Consider the following 17,669-nt stretch of genomic DNA (forward strand, 5'->3'; position numbering starts at 1 on the left):
TATCACAACAGATGCCCTAAGCCTAGGAGTCTATCACACTAACTATAACCCTAATGGTTCGTACTTTGATTTAGTAGGACAAGTGAGTAAGCTTAAAAACAAATACAATGCACGCAATGGTATTAAGGTTGATCAAAGCGGCTGGAGTGCGTTGCTATCGGCAGAGATTGGACATAAGTTTGCACTTGGTACTGCAGGTGGATTTATCGAACCACAAGCACAGCTTGCCTACCAACATCTAAGCCTAGATGACTTTAAAGACAAAGCTCGTGAAGTCAAGGGAGTGGATGCAAATGCCCTAAGAGGCAGAGTTGGTGTAAGGATGGGATATGACTTAGCCCCTAAAGCATCTGCAGTAGGCAGCTCGGTGTATATGACAGCTAACTTAATCACAGATATAACATCAAATCCGAAAGTGAAAATCGGTAAGGATAATGTGGAAGAGAAATTCAACCGCACATTCTTAGAGATTGGCTTAGGAGGACAAGCATCTATGAGTAAGTCTTTGAACCTATATGGTGATATAAGAGTACAGACTAATGTAGGCAGCAAAGATCGCTCAGGAATCAAAGGTCAAATTGGTCTTAAGTATAGTTGGTAGTAGTAAGGGTCCTTTGGACCCTTGCGATAAGCCCAAGATACAAAAAAGCCCACCGTCTCAGGTGGGCTTAATCATATGCAAAAAAAAATTATTTGCAGTTCTTACTTACGCTTTTATTCAAAGAGTCACCATCTAAATACACATCATTAATTTCGCATGCTCCAGAACTTAAGCAATTCACATCCCAGATCACAACCTCAGATTCTCCGATTTTAGCGAGCAAAATATTTTTTGTGATTTCACTAAATGTGATGGATTGATTGAAATCAGGCTTATCCGCATTCCACATAATATTTTCTTTTACACCGCAAGAATTACCGTTGCGTGTTGATTTCTCAAGTTTCAACAAAGAATCTTTTAATCGACTTGAGGCCGCTCCATAAACAACATCCGTAGATTTAGCTTTGCCGCCGCTTTCAAGAACAGCGACATACAATTTTGCGAGAAAATCGGACTGCAAGTTTGAACCGCTCTCTTGAGAAATAGCAGAAGCAGCACACAGGAGTTGAACACTTAAAAAGCCTAAATATTTATAAATTTTTCTCATTTTGAGCGGACAGAAAATAAATAAATTATTTTAACATTGCCACTTATATTCTTATTAGTTATATACTTATAATTTTTAGTTATAAATATGAGGGTTTTGAAGTGACTAGGGATTTGAAAATCAGGGCGGCATTAATAGTTTTAGGTATGGCTTTAGTTGCAATGATTCTGTCCCATATACCACCGATTAACTCCTTACATTTAAGTCCTCTTATTATTGCAGTTTTGCTTGGAGCCTTAGTCGGTAATATCGTTCCCCGCATTCTCAAGCTTGTAGTTTTAAGCGGCGTTTACGCAAAGTGTACTAGAGAGGCTCTTCGTCTAGGAATCATTTTGTATGGTTTTAGGATAACGCTTGATCAAATAATGCTTGTGGGATACGAAGGCATTGCCTACGCATTTATTATCGTATTTACTACTTTTTTTGTTGGCTTCTTCGCTTCGCGAGCTATGGGTCTGGATAGGCAATCTGCTTCGCTCATAAGCTCAGGAAGTGCAATCTGTGGGGCTGCAGCTGTTCTTGCCACTGAAAGTATTGTTAAAGGAAGTAGTCAGAAAGTTGGTATTGCTGTAGCCACTGTGGTCGTATTCGGCACCACATGTATGTTTGTTTACCCTTTGGTCTACGAATCAGGCATATTAGGTTTTACAAAGGCTCAGATGGGCTTTTTTATGGGCGGCAGTTTGCATGAAGTTGCACATGCGGTTGCAGCTGGGTTCTCTGTAGGCGGAGAAGCAAGCTCAATCACCGTTATTATTAAAATGCTGCGTGTACTTATGCTTGTTCCATTCTTACTGATGCTTGGATTGAATTCTGCGTATTTTGGCTCTCCTGAAGGGGCTTCATCTATTCGCAAGTCTATTCCAGTATTCGCAATTTGGTTTTTGGTTGTAGTGATAGTTGCGTCGTTATTGCCACTAAACATAAGGCAAACTATTACTCCAACAATCGCTCTGATAGACGATTTTCTACTCACCGTTGCGATGTTCGCCCTAGGGCTATCAATACAGAAGGATATGTTCAAAAAAGCTGGATTTAAGCCTTATATAATTGCGACTATTATGCTTTGCTGGCTGATTTTGATTTGTTATATCGGTGCATCGATATTGGTCACTCAGTAGCTATTCAGAACGCAAAGTCAGAAGCTCCAAATATCGATCTTGATCAGGGGGTCGACCCGCACGTTGCGACTCCCAAATAATCTGCCCTAAACTCTCCATCATAACGTGATGGGCCTCATGTTCGCCTTTTTTTGCGGCAAGCTTTTCGAATACTGCACGTATACCGCGAGGACTATCGATGGATAGCTGCTCTTCAATCGATAAATGCATAGATAGATGAAGAAAAGGATTAGTCTGCCCAGCCGCAACCGTAAATTCCGCATGCGTTGCATCAGGGTTGCGCAACAAAGCAAAATATTCGGGATGCTGAAGGATCCACTTAATCGCTAATTTGCCCATCGCATCAAGTGGCTCGTTACGTTCGTAGCGCCCAAAAGTGCCAACAAAAAATTCACGAACCTGATTGACCGTAGGGTTAAATAAAGACATAATTATTCAGAGCTTGATACGAAAAGAGAAAGCATACCGGCTGCGATAAGAGGCCCGACAGGCACGCCTCTAAAGAAAGCGACACCTATAAGCGTTCCAATTATTAGCCCAGTAATAAGGGTAGGGTGAAACTTCATTAATGTTACCCCGCGACCCCCAAACCATGCGACTAAAACGCCTACCGCAATAGCGGAGATAATTTTCCAATCCAAGAATTCTTTTAATGACGGCAGTAATACTTTTCCTGAAACCAATGGACTCAATACGCCTATCGTTAAAATGATAATCCCTAGATTAATGCCATTTTTATTTATCCATGGCAATGCCGCCGCCAACCCCGTCTGTTGCACAATCAACAGCACGAGTGCAGATATCGCAATCGCTACGTTATGCCCAAAATACCCAAGTAAAACTAGAGCAATCAAAAGCCCTGTAACCGCATTGAAGTGAAAATTTATCATGTTATTTTATTTAGAATTAAGAGTGCCCCATCGCCGCCAATACTTTCTGGAGCAGGCACAAAAGCCGCAACACTTGGTCTATCCCGACACCAAGACATAACAGCCGATTTTAATACAGGTACACCATCTTTTGACCCTAAGCCTTTTCCGTGTATTACCATGCAACAACGCACCTTATGGATAATACATGAACTCATAAATCGCTCAAACCGTTCGTATGCCTCATCTTCCGTGAATCCATGTAAATCCAAGGTCGATTCAATAGCCCAATGCCCATGCTTTAATTTCTTGATTACATCATGTCCTATGGATGGAGCAAGATAAAAATCATGTCCGTAATTGTCCACTACTTTGGCAATGTCCTTGCGTTGTTTCTGAGGTTTTGTATCTTTAAGAGATCTCTTAGGTTTCTCAATCCGTCCTTCTGCTTGAAGTCGTTTGTTTTTGAATACTTCTGTGAGCTTTTTTTCTTGAGGTTTTCTTTCGTGGCGATTTGCTTTTTCTAGTTTTACGACACCTTTAATTGATTTAATAAATAGCAGCTTGTCCTCTGGCGAAATATTAACTTGAAACTTAACATTTTGTGGAGATACCTGCTTGGATATTTCGCTTCGCCCCTCTTTGCTTGTTTTTTTGGTGCTCGTAGTTTGCGATCGCTCTTTCGTAGAGGACTTAGGCTTGGGGTCAGACGATTGTGCTTTCTCGTTCTCGCTTTGAGCAGATTTTGAGGCCTTAAAATCCTTTAAATCCTTAAGCCCAAGCCTTTGTTTTTTATTAGAGGGCATTTTGTTCCAACCATGCCTGTGCATCGAGAGCTGCCATACATCCCGTTCCTGCACTAGTTATCGCTTGCTTATAGATATCATCCTGCACATCTCCAGCCGCAAACACACCCTCCACTGATGTCATGGTGGAGAAAATTTCGCCTCCTTTGCGTGTCACGATATAACCGTTTTTCAGCTCCAGCTGCCCCTCAAATATTTTTGTATTTGGAGTATGCCCTATGGCAATGAAAACGCCACTCACCTCCAGCTCTTTTTTACTAGAGTCAAGTGTAGATTCCAACTCCACGCCAGTAACTCCAAGGGCATCTCCTTTTACTTCTTTAAGAGTGCTATGTAAGTGAAGTTTTATATTTCCTTCTTCACCAGTTTTCGCCATTAATTTTTCAATCAAAATAGGTTCGGCTTTAAATTTATCGCGTCGGTGAATAAGATGTACGGTTTTACAAATATTAGAGAGATAGAGTGCCTCTTCTACTGCCGAGTTCCCGCCGCCTACAACGGCTACATCTTTTCCACGATAAAAAAATCCATCGCATGTAGCACAAGCTGAGACGCCACGTCCCATAAATTCTTGTTCGCTCTCTAGACCTAAATAACGAGCTGACGCCCCTGTGGCAATGATTAGTGAATCGCAGCTTATCTCTCTTGCTCCATCTGTTTTTAATTTAAAAGGGCGTGCAGATAAATCACAGGAGATAACTGAATCAAATAAAACTTTTGTATCGAACCTTTGAACATGTTTGAGCATTTTGTCCATAAGTTCTGGTCCTTGAATGCCATCTACTTCTCCTGGCCAATTATCTACTTCGGTCGTAGTAGTTAGTTGTCCTCCTTGTTGAAGTCCAGTTATTAGTAAGGGCTTTAGATTTGCTCTTGAGGCATATAGTGCAGCCGTATATCCAGCTGGTCCTGAGCCTAAAACAACCACTTTTTCATGTACGAAATCGGACATTCTTAAGTGCTCCATAAATTTTGTATTAGTTATAATATTTTGCAAACTATTATAAATTAGATTATGGCACTCTCTAAGAAATCTCCACCGGCTCCAAAGCCTCAAAGTCGCTTCGGGTCGTTGCTTAACGAAATCAAGGGTTTAATTTTTATGATCATAAGTCTTGGACTTGGACTTATGCTTTTTTCATGGTCACCTGCTGACCCTGGTTGGTTAAGTACAGTTAGTTCAAACGATTATGTTCATAATTATTTAGGCTACTTTGGAGCCTATATTTCTCAAGGAATTTTGTATTTGATGGGCTATTCATCGTGGTTCATCGTATTGATTTTACTGGTGCGTGGTTTAAGCCTTACCCGTCGTACATATCAGAAATTAGTTTTAGATCCAGATTTTGTATTGCCACGTGTGGAGTGGGAGATTTGGATTGGTTTTGCCATGGTCATGATATCGGCCATGATTATTGAAGCCTCGCAGTTTCATGATATTTCTTCTAATTTACCTGGCGGAGCAGGGGGCGTAATTGGCATAAGTTTGGCCTCAGCAATGCAAAGTTTTATAGGCGTGATACCAACAAATATTTTTATGATATTTGTGTTTTTGATTGGTATATCCTTAGCTTTAAAATTTTCTTGGTTTGATATTTTTGAGTGGGTAGGTGCAGGTCTTTTAGGGCTTTTTGGTTATTTTTCCGAAGTCAGTGAGGCAAATGCGGATCGTAAAGCAGGTGAGGCTGCAATTGCGAACCGACGCTCAACAGCTGAGTTTGAGGATGAAACTGAGCCTGAAGTCGCAAGTACTAAATCAGACCCAATCGATAGCATTCTAAGTACTAAAAACGAATCAGACTCTGATATAGATGATGAAGTTCGTATAGAACCGAAATTAAGTAAGGGTGGGATGAATGCGGGGGCATTGCCACCTAATGAGCCTACGATTAAACCTCAAAAAATTGTAGTGAAAAAAGCTGTTTCTCAACAGGGGTTATTCTTAAACGGTTCATCATCAGTGGATTTGCCATCTATTGATTTGCTTAACCCTCCATCGGCAGAAGTCGAGACAGTTACAGATGAGACTATTGAATTTACTTCACGACTTATCGAGAAAAAATTAAAAGATTTCGGTGTAGATGTTAAGGTCGTGGCCGCTCAGCCAGGTCCTGTAATCACAAGATATGAGATCGAACCCGCAACTGGTGTTCGCGGCACACAAATTGTAAACCTGTCTAAGGACTTAGCTAGATCTTTAAGCCTTGTGCGTATTCGTGTGGTCGAAACTATATTAGGTAAAAATTTGATGGGGATTGAGTTACCCAATCCACGCAGGCAGTACGTAAATATCTGCGAGATTATAGGGTCTGAGGTCTATCATAAAAGTCCGTCTCTCTTAACTGTTGTATTAGGTAAGGATATTGCAGGAAACCCTATTGTTGCGGACCTTGCAAAGATGCCTCACTTGCTAGTTGCGGGTACTACGGGTTCGGGTAAATCAGTAGGCATTAATGCGATGATTTTATCGATTCTCTATAAAGCGAAACCAGACGAAGTTAAGCTTATTTTGATTGATCCGAAGATGCTAGAGATGAGTGTGTATGAAGGCATTCAGCATTTGTTGGCTCCAGTCATTACAAATATGTCTCATGCAGCAAATGCTCTTAATTGGTGTGTGTCTGAGATGGAGCGACGTTATAAGGTTATGAGTAAAGTAGGCACTCGCAATTTAGCTGGGTATAACAATAAAGTGCGAGAGGCTGAAGCTAAGGGCGAGCCACTTACGAATCCATTTACATTGACACCAGAGGATCCAGAGCCGCTTGAGGTTCTTCCAATGATTGTGGTTATCGTTGATGAACTTGCCGATTTAATGATGCAATCAGGTAAGAAAATTGAGGAATTAATCGCAAGGCTTGCTCAAAAGGCTCGTGCAGCGGGAATTCATTTAATATTAGCTACTCAAAGACCTAGTGTAGATGTAATTACGGGTTTGATTAAAGCAAATATTCCAACTCGTATATCATTTCAAGTGTCTTCAAAAGTTGATTCACGCACTATTCTCGATCAGATGGGGGCGGAGTCACTTTTAGGGCAAGGCGATATGCTTTATTTGCCACCTGGTTCTGGACTTCCACTTCGTGTTCATGGGGCGTTTGTTGCAGATGATGAGGTTGCACGTGTTGTAGATTTTCTCAAACAACAAGGTGAACCTGATTATGTAGACGGTATCATAGAAGGTGTTTCAAGCTCTGACGGATTTGATGGTGGGGGCTTTGATGGCATTGACGGTGAAAAGGATGAACTCTATGATAGGGCTGTAGAGATTGTTATTAGCTCAAGGAAAGCATCAATCTCTTTTGTTCAAAGACAGCTTCGCATTGGGTACAACCGTGCCGCACGTTTACTAGAACAAATGGAATCAAGCGGTATCGTATCTCCTATGCAATCTAATAATAATCGAACTGTCCTTGTACCTGGTCCTAACGGGGAGGAATGATATGCGTAAATTATTGAGTGGATTGATTTGTGTGGTTGGGTTCACATTAAACATGGGAACTTCATTTGCTCAAACTCAAGGAGAGGAGTTGGTGTTTACCTCTATCTCAGTTTCACCTAGATCACAGCTTAAAAATTTTATAAGTAATGTTCAGTCGGCTTCTGGAACTTTTGAACAAGCTCAGGTTGTTATGGGATGGGGTGCTGCAGAAGGGCAAACTTTAAAAACATCTGATTTGCAAAAGGGTGAATTTATCTTCGAGCGTCCAGGTAAATTCTTATGGATTGTAAAAGAGCCGCTCGAACAACAAATAGTGTCTGATGGAAAAAAACTTTATCAGTACGATCCAGATTTATTGCAAGTTACTGAACGTAACGTTAAGCAGGCCATCGGTACATCTCCTGCCTCGATTCTATTTGGTAATTCTAAAATCGAAGAGAGTTTTAAACTTACAAATCTACCCGAAAAAGAAGGCTGGTTGCGTGCTACACCCAAACAATCCGATTCAGGTATGAAGTACCTTGATATACATTTAGTGGACTCTAAACCAGTAGAAATTCTTATACTCGACTCATTCGATAAAATGACCTCGATTAAATTCACTTCTCTTAAAGAGGGGAATCCAAAAGGTTCTTCAGCTTTTAAACTTCAAAACATACCTAAAAACGTAGATCGAGTTAAGCTATGAATTCGCCACTAGCAGAAAGGTTGCGTCCGAAAACCCTTGATGAGGTTGTAGGGCAACGGCATCTGCTAGATGTTGGAAAACCTCTATACACAGCTTTCAAATCTGGACGTCCCCACTCTATGATTTTTTGGGGACCTCCTGGGGTCGGAAAAACTACTCTTGCTCGGTTGATGGCTAATGGTTTTGATGCAAACTTTATAGCGATTTCTGCAGTATTGGGTGGCGTTAAAGATATACGTGATGCGGTTGCATCGGCTCAAGCTGCACAAAATCTAGGTCAAAAGACCATTTTATTTGTGGATGAAGTTCATCGATTCAATAAATCACAACAAGATGCATTTTTACCGTATGTTGAAAGTGGGCTATTTACATTTATAGGTGCGACCACTGAGAATCCTTCATTTGAAGTAAATTCGGCTTTGCTCTCACGGGCACGAGTGTATGTCTTAGAGCCATTGACATCTGAGGATCTAAAGCAACTATATGCTAGGGCTTTAAAACTATTGAATGAGCAAAATGCGACATTTTATCTTGAGGATGAGGCACTGGAACTTTTAATTCAGTGGTCTGATGGGGATGCACGTAGATTTTTAAATAATTTAGAGATCGTGTTTGAAGCGGCAGATGTTGAGGGCGTGAGCATTGCCACAAAAGAGCATATTGAGAAGTATTTAACACAAAATACTAGGCGATTCGATAAGGGCGGTGAAGTTTTTTATGATCAAATTAGTGCCTTACATAAATCTGTGCGAGGCTCTGATCCGAACGCCTCGTTATATTGGTTTTGTCGCATGCTTGATGGTGGAGTTGATGTAAGCTATTTGTCGCGTCGCATTGTGCGTATGGCTTGGGAGGACATTGGGCTTGCGGATCCGCGTGCCATGCAAATTGCAAATGATGCGGCAGCTACATTCGAACGACTTGGCAGTCCTGAGGGCGAGTTGGCATTGGCTCAGGCTGTGATTTATCTTGCAGTGGCCCCTAAATCCAATGCGGGATATAAAGCCTTTAATGAAGCGAAAGCTTTTGTCGCTAAGGATACGAGTCGTTCGGTGCCATTACATTTACGCAATGCACCTACGAAGCTTATGAAAAACATGAATTATGGTTCTGCATACAGATATGCACATGATGAGCCTGAGGGCTATGCGGCAGGAGAGAATTATTTTCCAGAGGGTATGCACGCACAAAATTGGTATCGACCTGTTATGCGGGGACTTGAGTCGCAGATTGCTCAAAAATTAGAAAAACTAAGAGAGCTTGACCGTGAGTGGGTGGAGAAGCACGGGAACATTGCCACAAAAAAAGACTAAAATAGTCATTTATCATCCGTACGTTTTAGATTATGTTAGATATTGCATTACTACGCAAAGATTTGGATTTTGTGAAGGCTCAGCTTGCACGCAGAGGTGTGAGTTTTGATGAGGCTCGTTTTCAACAATTGGAAGAGGAGCGTAAGGCTGTTCAGGTTGAAACTGAGCAATTGCAAGCCTCGCGTAATGGTATTGCTAAGCAAATAGGGCAGGCGAAATCTAAGGGCGAGGATGCTTCGGATTTAATGAAACAAGCAGCGGAGATTCCTGAAAAATTAAAGACTTTGGAAGCGAAATTAAGTGGGATCAAAGAGTCGCTTGAGTCTATGTTGCATGGGATTCCAAATCTGCCACATGCATCTGTGCCTGATGGGGCGGATGAATCGCAAAATGTTGAGCTTAAGCGATGGTTACCTGGTGGCGGTTATGTAGAAGCCTCTGTAGGTGTGGAGCCATTGGGTTTTGAGCCTAAGGATCACGTAACTTTGGGCGAGCCATTGGGACTAGATTTTGATTGTGCGATAAAGCTTACGGGATCACGTTTTTCTTTTATGAAAGGTGGTATCGCACGTCTTCATAGAGCTCTAGCTCAATATATGTTAAATACGCATACTGCTGAGCATGGCTATACGGAATGCTATACGCCATATATCGTAAATAGTTCTACACTTTTTGGTACTGGTCAATTGCCTAAGTTTAAGGAGGATATGTTCTGGGTCACTAAAGGTGGTGAGGGCATGGATTCTGATTCAGAGGTGGCTGAACAGAAAGAAGATTTATATTTAATATCAACAAGTGAAATTACACTCACAGGCACAGTAAAAAATTCGATTGTTGCGGAAGCGGATTTGCCTATGCGATTGACGGCTCACAGTCCATGCTTTAGGTCTGAAGCTGGGAGCGGTGGTCGTGATACGAGAGGTATTATTCGTCAGCATCAATTTGATAAAGTTGAGATGGTGCAAATTGCACATCCAGAAAAATCTTATGAGGCTTTAGAAGAGATGCTTGGGCATGCAGAGAATATATTGCAAGCGTTGGCATTGCCATATAGAGTTGTGCAGTTGTGTACTGGAGATATGGGATTTAGCTCAGCAAAAACTTATGACTTAGAGGTATGGATTCCTTCACAAAATACTTTCCGCGAGATTTCATCGGTATCTAATTGTGAGGCGTTTCAAGCACGTCGTCTTCAAGCGAGATTTAAAAACTCAGCAGGCAAAAATGAATTTGTTCACACGTTAAATGGCTCTGGAGTGGCTGTGGGTCGTGCTCTTGTGGCAGTTATGGAAAATTATCAAACTGAGAAAGGCGAGATTGAAATTCCTGAGGTGTTGCGTGCGTTTATGGGCTGCGAAAAATTATGTTAGTTGTATTGTCACCAGCGAAAAGTCTTGATTTTGATTCGCCGCTTAAGACGGAATCGTTCACTGAGCCTATGAATCTTGCGAAGTCCAAAGAATTAATGGATATTTTGAAGAAGTGTTCGGAAAAAGAATTGATGAAGCTTATGGGCATTAGTGAGGCTTTAGCGGAATTAAATTTTGAACGCAATCAGACATGGACTAAAAAACATACTTTGGAGAATTCCAGACAAGCGATATTGGCTTATAACGGTGATGTGTATGAAGGGTTGGATGCGAGGGCATTGCCACAAGGGAAATTAAATTGGGCTCAAACGAGGGTGGCCATTTTAAGTGGCTTATATGGTGTTTTGCGACCGCTTGATTTAATTCAACCACATCGATTAGAGATGGGTACGAAACTTAAAAACGCTGCAGGGGCTGATTTATATAAGTTCTGGAAAGAGTCACTCACTAAGCAATTGTGCGATTTAGTGCATGAGTCTGGGTCCAATGTGCTTGTAAATCTTGCATCAGATGAGTATTTCAAAGCTTTAGATGCAAAAGCTATAGAGGCGGCTGGGATTCGTATCGTGAAGTGTATATTCCAAGAACTTCGTGGTGATATGTACAAAATAATTAGCTTTAATGCGAAAAAGGCACGCGGACTTATGACGCGATTTATTATCGATAATAAGATTGTGAAGCCTGAAAGCATGCAGGGCTTTGATATTGAGGGGTATGCATTTGATGCGGATGCCTCAGATGAGGGCAATTTTTATTTTAGAAGGTCGGTTTGACCTTGATTAATTTATCGCCATCAATTAGACTAATTAACTTATGACAGTAACCTAACGGTCAAAAGCTGTTAGGGTACTTATCTATTTCGTACTTTAGCAGCGAATTTCGCATTGCGGAGTAGGTCGATGCTTCGATGAATACGAGATGTTCATTTGTGGAGGGGCTCTGTGAGTACCTAAGCACTATGAGGATTGCGTTAATTCAACGAGGTGTAAGTTGGCCCGCAAAGCAAGTAATGAAAGGATTTTCTTATGGAACTTATCGGAGCAGAAATATTGGTTGAGTGCCTTGCAGAACAAGGCGTGAAGCACGTATTCGGATATCCTGGTGGTGCAGTTCTCTATATCTACGACGCCATCCAAAAACAAAAACACTTTGAACATATATTAGTAAGACATGAACAGGCAGCTGTACATGCGGCCGACGCATATGCACGTGTAACTGATCAAGTTGGTGTATGTGTTGTTACGAGCGGTCCGGGACTTACGAATGCAGTCACGGGCATTGCCACAGCGCATATGGACTCTATTCCACTTGTAGTTATTAGTGGGCAGGTGGGCACAAAATTTATTGGTCAGGATGCATTTCAAGAGTGTGATGCTATAGGCATTACGCGACCATGTGTTAAACATAATTTTCTTGTAAATGATGTGCGAGATTTGGCGGATGTTGTGCGCAAAGCATTTCACATTGCTCGCACAGGAAGGCCAGGCCCAGTTCTTATCGATATACCAAAAGATGTATCGATGACTTCGTGCAAATTTTCTCCACCTGAGAGTGAAGTTAAGATTCGTTCATATAACCCAGTAGTGAAAGGGCATGCGGGCCAAATTAAGAAGGCGGCTCAGATAATTGCAAGTGCCCAAAGACCCATAATTTTAGCGGGTGGTGGGGCGATACTATCTAATTCTTCGGCTGAGCTTAAGGAACTTGTGGAATTAACAAATGCACCATGTTCACTGACACTAATGGGTCTTGGAGCAGTGCGAGCGGATAGTAAAAATTATCTTGGAATGCCTGGAATGCACGGCACATATGAGGCGAATATGGCTTTGCATAATTGTGATTTACTAATTGCCGTAGGCACTCGTTTGGATGACCGTATTATCGGAAATGTCCGGAATTACAATTCATTGCCACGAAAAATAATTCATATCGATGTAGATCCATCTTCAATTTCTAAGCGCGTAAAAGCGGATGTCCCTATTGTTGGAGATGTGCGTGAGGTGCTGTTGGAGCTTAATGCATTGCTTGCTAGCGATGGACGATTTAGTGAAAAATATCGCACTCATAACGAGCAATGGTGGAAGCAAATTGAGGAGTGGCGTTCTAAAGACTCACTCTCATATGACCGTGAATCGCAACTTATAAAGCCACAATATGTGCTTGAAACTTTATGCAAAATGACGGGCGGAGATGCATATATTACTTCGGATGTGGGACAGCATCAGATGTGGACGGCTCAGCATTATCGTTTTAATCAACCGAGACATTGGATAAATTCAGGTGGTTTGGGAACCATGGGTGTTGGTCTACCATATGCGATGGGTGTTTTGAAAGCGAAGCCTGATGCAACTGTTGCATGCATCACGGGTGAGGGTTCAATTCAGATGAATATTCAGGAATTGGCTACTTGTAAGCAATATGGTTTTAATCCGAAGATTCTATGCTTAAATAATCGCTATCTTGGTATGGTACGTCAGTGGCAGGAGCTTGAGTATTCGAAACGATACTCGCAATCGTATATGGAATCATTGCCAGATTTTGTGAAATTGGTAGAGGCGTATGGGCATGTCGGTATGCAAATTGAGACTAAGGCTGATGTGGAACCTGCTATGCGTGAGGCTTTTGGAAAATACAAGGATAGGCTTGTGTTCTTAAATTTCTTAACCGATAGAGATGAGAATGTTTGGCCTATGGTTCAAGCTGGAAAAGGGCTTACTGAGATGCTCTTAAATCCAACACATGCACGTGAAGTATTAGGCATTAAAGGAGAGGCATAATGAAACATATACTTTCCATTTTGCTTGAAAATGCCCCTGGTGCTCTCTCTCGTGTAGTCGGCTTATTTTCAGCTCGTGGTTATAACATTGAGACTTTGACTGTAGCACCGACTGAAGATAATTCGGTTTCGCGCCTTACGATAACTACAACGGGGTCAGCAGATGTAATTGAGCAGATAACTAAGCATTTGCATCGCATAGTTGATGTAATAAAGGTGGTGGACCTTACAGATGCGGAATATGTAGAACGCGAGCTTATGTTGGTTAAGGTGCGTGCGGTAGGGAAAGAGCGCGATGAAGTTATGCGTTTGTCACAGATTTTCCGTGGTCATATTGTTGACGTGACAGATAAATCTTACACCGTTGAGCTCTCTGGAACTCAGGAAAAAAATAATGCTTTTCTAAAAGCACTGGATCATTCGGCCATACTTGAAACCGTAAGAACGGGCATTACTGGTGTTGGACGAGCAGAACGAATTTTGAAATTATAAATAGGAGAAAATATGAAAGTTTTTTACGATAAAGATAGCGACTTAAGTTTTATTAAGGGTAAACAAGTTGCCATAATTGGATATGGTTCACAAGGCCACGCACATGCATTGAATCTGCACGATTCAGGAGTAAATGTAGTTGTTGGTGTGCGTAAAAATGGTGCTTCTTGGAAAAAGGCCGAGAATGCGGGTCTTAAAGTAGCTGAGGTTGCTGAAGCCGTTAAATCTGCTGATTTAGTTATGGTTTTATTGCCAGACGAGAGCATTGCCGACGTATATAAAAAACAAATTCATGAAAATTTACGTGAGGGTGCGACATTAGCATTTGCTCACGGATTCAATATTCACTATGGTCAAGTTGTTCCACGCAAAGATATTGACGTAGTTATGATTGCTCCTAAAGCTCCAGGACACACAGTTCGCGGCACATATACGCAAGGTGGGGGCGTACCAGCTCTTATCGCCGTATATCAAGATGAGTCAGGAAAAGCACGCGACCTTGCCCTCTCTTATGCTTCTGCTATAGGTAGTGGCCGTGCAGGCATTATTGAGACTACATTCAAAGAGGAAACTGAAACTGACCTATTCGGTGAGCAAGCTGTTCTTTGCGGCGGTGCAGTAGAGCTTATTAAAGCTGGGTTTGAGACTTTGGTTGAAGCTGGCTATGCCCCTGAGATGGCGTATTTTGAATGTCTTCACGAATTAAAACTTATCGTAGATTTGATTTATGAAGGCGGTATCGCAAATATGAATTACTCAATTTCGAATAATGCTGAGTATGGTGAATACGTTACAGGTCCTAAAGTTATTACAGAACAAAGCAAGGTGGCAATGCGTGAGTGCCTCAAAGATATTCAGTCAGGCGACTATGCGAAGAATTTTATCCTTGAAAATGCTGCGGGAGCTCCTACTTTATCCTCTCGTCGTAGAATCAACTCTGAACACCAAATCGAGAAGGTTGGTGCTCAACTTCGTGCGATGATGCCTTGGATTGCGAAAAATAAATTGGTTGATCAAAGTAAAAATTAAATTGAGGGATGCGAAAGCATTGCCACAAACATAAAATAACACCCGACCTGATTTGGTCGGGTTTTTTATTTGAATATTAGGGTTTTGTATTAGTTACAAGCTCTAGATTTTTTGGTATTAATTAGTAATTGTTTTTTTGGAGTCCATATGGAACAATTCAATCAGCTTATTAATACTGTAAGCGGGTTTGTGTGGGGACCCATCATGCTCACACTTTTGGTAGGGACAGGTATTCTTTATACGATTCGCCTGGCTTTTCTTCAATTCAGACTTCTACCATTTGCATTAAAACAAGCCTTCACTTCAAGAGATGAAAGCGATGGGCATGAGGGAGATGTTTCTCATTTTGGTGCTCTTATGACTGCATTATCCGCGACTATCGGGACGGGTAATATTGCGGGTGTGGCTACTGCAGTAGTGCTTGGCGGCCCTGGGGCTATTTTTTGGATGTGGGTGACTGCGATATTTGGGCTTGCTACTAAGTATGCGGAGGCGATTTTGGCTGTTAAGTACCGCATCGTAAATGAAAAGGGCGAGATGAGCGGCGGTCCTATGTATTATCTTGAAAGAGGGTGCAAAATGAAATGGTTAGCTGTTTTATTTGCATTTTTCGCGATAGTGGCTTCTTTTGGGATTGGTAGTTCGGTGCAATCAAATTCTGTAGCTGCCTCTGTGCAGACTAGTTTAAATATTGATCCTTGGATTACTGGTGTAGTGCTTACTGTACTCACCGCAATTGTGGTTTTAGGTGGTATTAAGTCTATCTCTCGTGCGGCTTCTATTATCGTGCCTATTATGGCTGTGGTATATGTTTTAGGCGGACTGTTTATTATTTTTAGCAATGTGGATTTACTAGTACCAGCTATAAAAAGCATTATCTCCGATGCGTTTACAGGAGAGGCTGTAGCTGGTGGTGCGGTATATGCAGTAATTCGATATGGTGTTGCTCGCGGAGTATTTTCTAATGAAGCTGGTATGGGTTCTGCACCTATTGCCGCTGCTGCAGCTAAAACTGACCATCCTGGACGTCAAGCATTGATTTCTATGACAGGCACATTCCTAGATACGATAGTAGTATGTAGTATTACTGGTATTGTATTGGTTATGGGTGATATGTTTATCGGAGGAGAAACTGGGGCTGCTTTAACAACTTCAACTTTCGAAGCAATGCTTCCTGGCCTTGGTGGAGCTTTAGTTACATTCGGTCTTGTTTTCTTTGCGTATTCAACAATATTGGGTTGGTGTTACTACGGTGAAAAATGTGCAACTTATCTTTTTGGTGAACGGTCTTTAAACATTTATCGCCTTGTTTATGTAGCTACTGTTATGATGGGTACGGTCTTAAGTTTGGATTTAGTTTGGAATTTAGCTGACACATTTAATGGCTTAATGGCTATACCGAACTTAATTGGTTTAATTATTCTATCTGGTGTAGTAGTTAAAGAAACTAAGGATTTCTTAGATAAAAGAAAATCAGGTGAATTAATTTAAAATGAAAGCGACCAAATAGGTCGCTTTTTTATTAGAAGCCAAAGCCAAATCCGAATCCAACGCCAAATCCCCAAAATGGATATGGCCAACCCCAATCGGGTTCATACATAGGATCAGGGCCCGAGTGTCTGTGAGTTACTTTGGTTTCATCTCCCCCAAAATAAACATGCATTAATGCTGGCCAAGTGCCATCCTTCTCGTAACGATAAGTCCAAATAAGAGCTCTTTTTTCGCCGAATCCTAATCTTTCAATTTCATAGGGATGTCCAAAAGAACATAAAACATCTTGTTGGGTCCAAATACCAGTATCTAATCTAGCAAAAGATTTCTCAGTGTGTACCTCAGTGAATGGTCCAACTGTACCACTTGCATTAACTTGTGCACCTACAACATCACCTGCTGAAGCACTTCCCCACAGATAATATTGAGAACCATCGGAACTGATAGGGCAAGAGTGCTGAGGATTACCTAAGACTTTATTTACTTCGGTAATATTGCTGTTTGGTGGGATATCCCTAAACGTTGTGCATGCAGTCAATGCAACTGTTGCAATTAAGCTAGAAATAAGTTTAAGGTTCATAATAACACCAGAAAATTATGTTTTCTTATATGTTTATAGTAAAATAATCGATTAATTTTGTAAACGCTTAAAAAAGCATAATTAATCTCACGCTTAGGATAAATTTTTATAAATAATTTCTTGCCTAAGCGCTTGTAATTATAAGGAAATTATATGTCAGTTCAAGATATTAATACTAAAGAAATCATTTCAAAATTTTCACGTGCTGAGGGTGATACTGGATCTCCAGAAGTTCAAATTGCTCTTTTGACAGCCCGTATTAATGAGTTAAATACTCACTTTAAAGAACACGTTAAAGATCACCACTCTCGTCGTGGTCTTCTTCGCATGGTTAGCCGTCGTCGTAAACTTCTTGATTATTTAAAAAATCGCAAGCCATCTACGTATTCTGAACTTATCAAAGAATTAGGTATTCGTAAGTAATAAAGCTTTTGCTTTGAAAGACCGCTCTCAGTTGAGCGGTTTTTTTGTGCTATATAATAATAAATTACGAAGATTTTTAGTTCGCTTTCAAAATGTACAGTGTCTTGGTGCATTAACGTGA

The 17,669-nt window shown here is 41.2% G+C and carries 18 protein-coding genes; 12 read left to right on the forward strand and 6 right to left on the reverse strand.

Annotated features, from left to right (window positions below; all coding sequences use genetic code 11):
• A partial coding sequence (locus T432_RS07975; protein ID WP_028883956.1) for an autotransporter outer membrane beta-barrel domain-containing protein occupies nt 1-601 on the forward strand: 601 nt, incomplete at its 5' end.
• 88 nt (nt 602-689) lie between these two features.
• On the opposite strand, the gene T432_RS0106120 is transcribed toward T432_RS07975, so the two are convergent.
• Nucleotides 690-1,148 carry a hypothetical protein gene (locus tag T432_RS0106120; protein ID WP_028884577.1) on the reverse strand — a complete coding sequence of 153 codons (459 nt, stop codon included), beginning with the start codon at nt 1,146-1,148 and terminating at the stop codon, nt 690-692.
• 101 nt (nt 1,149-1,249) lie between these two features.
• On the opposite strand from T432_RS0106120, the gene T432_RS0106125 reads away from it, so the two are divergent.
• A complete protein-coding gene (locus T432_RS0106125) occupies nt 1,250-2,269 on the forward strand; it encodes a YeiH family protein (protein ID WP_028884578.1) in 1,020 nt (339 codons plus the stop codon).
• On the opposite strand, the gene T432_RS0106130 is transcribed toward T432_RS0106125, so the two are convergent.
• Genes T432_RS0106130 through trxB form a run of 4 tightly spaced genes read right to left on the reverse strand, consistent with a single transcriptional unit; the run spans nt 2,270 to nt 4,896 of the window.
• Entirely contained in the window at nt 2,270-2,698 is a 429-nt protein-coding gene (locus T432_RS0106130) for a DUF1841 family protein (RefSeq protein WP_028884579.1), read from the reverse strand.
• A gap of 2 nt (nt 2,699-2,700) precedes the next feature.
• Nucleotides 2,701-3,159 (reverse strand): DUF441 domain-containing protein, encoded by a 459-nt coding sequence (locus tag T432_RS0106135; RefSeq protein WP_015551297.1) that lies wholly within the window; start codon nt 3,157-3,159, stop codon nt 2,701-2,703.
• Complete coding sequence (locus tag T432_RS0106140) at nt 3,156-3,944, reverse strand: Smr/MutS family protein (protein ID WP_028884581.1); 789 nt, start codon at nt 3,942-3,944, stop codon at nt 3,156-3,158. Before T432_RS0106140 ends, T432_RS0106135 begins: the two co-directional genes overlap by 4 nt.
• Entirely contained in the window at nt 3,934-4,896 is a 963-nt protein-coding gene (gene trxB / locus T432_RS0106145) for a thioredoxin-disulfide reductase (RefSeq protein ID WP_028884582.1), read from the reverse strand. The genes T432_RS0106140 and trxB overlap by 11 nt, the downstream gene beginning before the upstream one ends.
• A gap of 63 nt (nt 4,897-4,959) precedes the next feature.
• Here trxB and T432_RS0106150 point away from each other — a divergent pair, with 63 nt between their 5' ends.
• The 9 genes from T432_RS0106150 to T432_RS0106190 all read left to right on the forward strand — a co-directional run bounded on the left by T432_RS0106150 (nt 4,960) and on the right by T432_RS0106190 (nt 16,545).
• Entirely contained in the window at nt 4,960-7,386 is a 2,427-nt protein-coding gene (locus T432_RS0106150) for a DNA translocase FtsK (RefSeq protein ID WP_028884583.1), read from the forward strand.
• Nucleotide 7,387: 1 nt separating this feature from the next.
• On the forward strand, nt 7,388-8,074 hold the full coding sequence (gene lolA / locus T432_RS0106155; protein ID WP_014111822.1) for an outer membrane lipoprotein periplasmic chaperone LolA: 687 nt from the start codon (nt 7,388-7,390) through the stop codon (nt 8,072-8,074).
• Complete coding sequence (locus T432_RS07980) at nt 8,071-9,387, forward strand: replication-associated recombination protein A (RefSeq protein ID WP_044971184.1); 1,317 nt, start codon at nt 8,071-8,073, stop codon at nt 9,385-9,387. The genes lolA and T432_RS07980 overlap by 4 nt, the downstream gene beginning before the upstream one ends.
• A gap of 32 nt (nt 9,388-9,419) precedes the next feature.
• Complete coding sequence (gene serS / locus T432_RS0106165) at nt 9,420-10,757, forward strand: serine--tRNA ligase (RefSeq protein ID WP_028884584.1); 1,338 nt, start codon at nt 9,420-9,422, stop codon at nt 10,755-10,757.
• Nucleotides 10,751-11,530, forward strand: coding sequence for a peroxide stress protein YaaA (yaaA, locus tag T432_RS0106170; RefSeq protein ID WP_028884585.1), 780 nt, complete (start codon nt 10,751-10,753; stop codon nt 11,528-11,530). The genes serS and yaaA overlap by 7 nt, the downstream gene beginning before the upstream one ends.
• Nucleotides 11,531-11,782: 252 nt before the next feature.
• On the forward strand, nt 11,783-13,534 hold the full coding sequence (ilvB, locus tag T432_RS0106175; protein WP_028884586.1) for a biosynthetic-type acetolactate synthase large subunit: 1,752 nt from the start codon (nt 11,783-11,785) through the stop codon (nt 13,532-13,534).
• A complete protein-coding gene (gene ilvN / locus T432_RS0106180) occupies nt 13,534-14,025 on the forward strand; it encodes an acetolactate synthase small subunit (protein ID WP_014111817.1) in 492 nt (163 codons plus the stop codon). Before ilvB ends, ilvN begins: the two co-directional genes overlap by 1 nt.
• A gap of 12 nt (nt 14,026-14,037) precedes the next feature.
• On the forward strand, nt 14,038-15,054 hold the full coding sequence (ilvC, locus tag T432_RS0106185) for a ketol-acid reductoisomerase (protein ID WP_028884587.1): 1,017 nt from the start codon (nt 14,038-14,040) through the stop codon (nt 15,052-15,054).
• Between the two features lie 147 nt (nt 15,055-15,201).
• The gene (locus tag T432_RS0106190) at nt 15,202-16,545 is read left to right on the forward strand and encodes an alanine/glycine:cation symporter family protein (protein ID WP_028884588.1); all 1,344 of its coding nucleotides are present in this window, start codon (nt 15,202-15,204) and stop codon (nt 16,543-16,545) included.
• 31 nt (nt 16,546-16,576) lie between these two features.
• Here T432_RS0106190 and T432_RS0106195 read toward each other — a convergent pair whose 3' ends face one another.
• Nucleotides 16,577-17,125, reverse strand: a complete 549-nt coding sequence (locus tag T432_RS0106195) for a hypothetical protein (protein ID WP_028884589.1) — start codon at nt 17,123-17,125, stop codon at nt 16,577-16,579.
• Nucleotides 17,126-17,278: 153 nt separating this feature from the next.
• On the opposite strand from T432_RS0106195, the gene rpsO reads away from it, so the two are divergent.
• Entirely contained in the window at nt 17,279-17,548 is a 270-nt protein-coding gene (rpsO, locus tag T432_RS0106200) for a 30S ribosomal protein S15 (RefSeq protein WP_028884590.1), read from the forward strand.
• Nucleotides 17,549-17,669 lie beyond the last annotated feature (121 nt).

Source organism: Taylorella asinigenitalis ATCC 700933 (assembly GCF_000687755.1).
In the GTDB taxonomy this organism is placed as follows: Bacteria; Pseudomonadota; Gammaproteobacteria; order Burkholderiales; family Burkholderiaceae_B; genus Taylorella; species Taylorella asinigenitalis.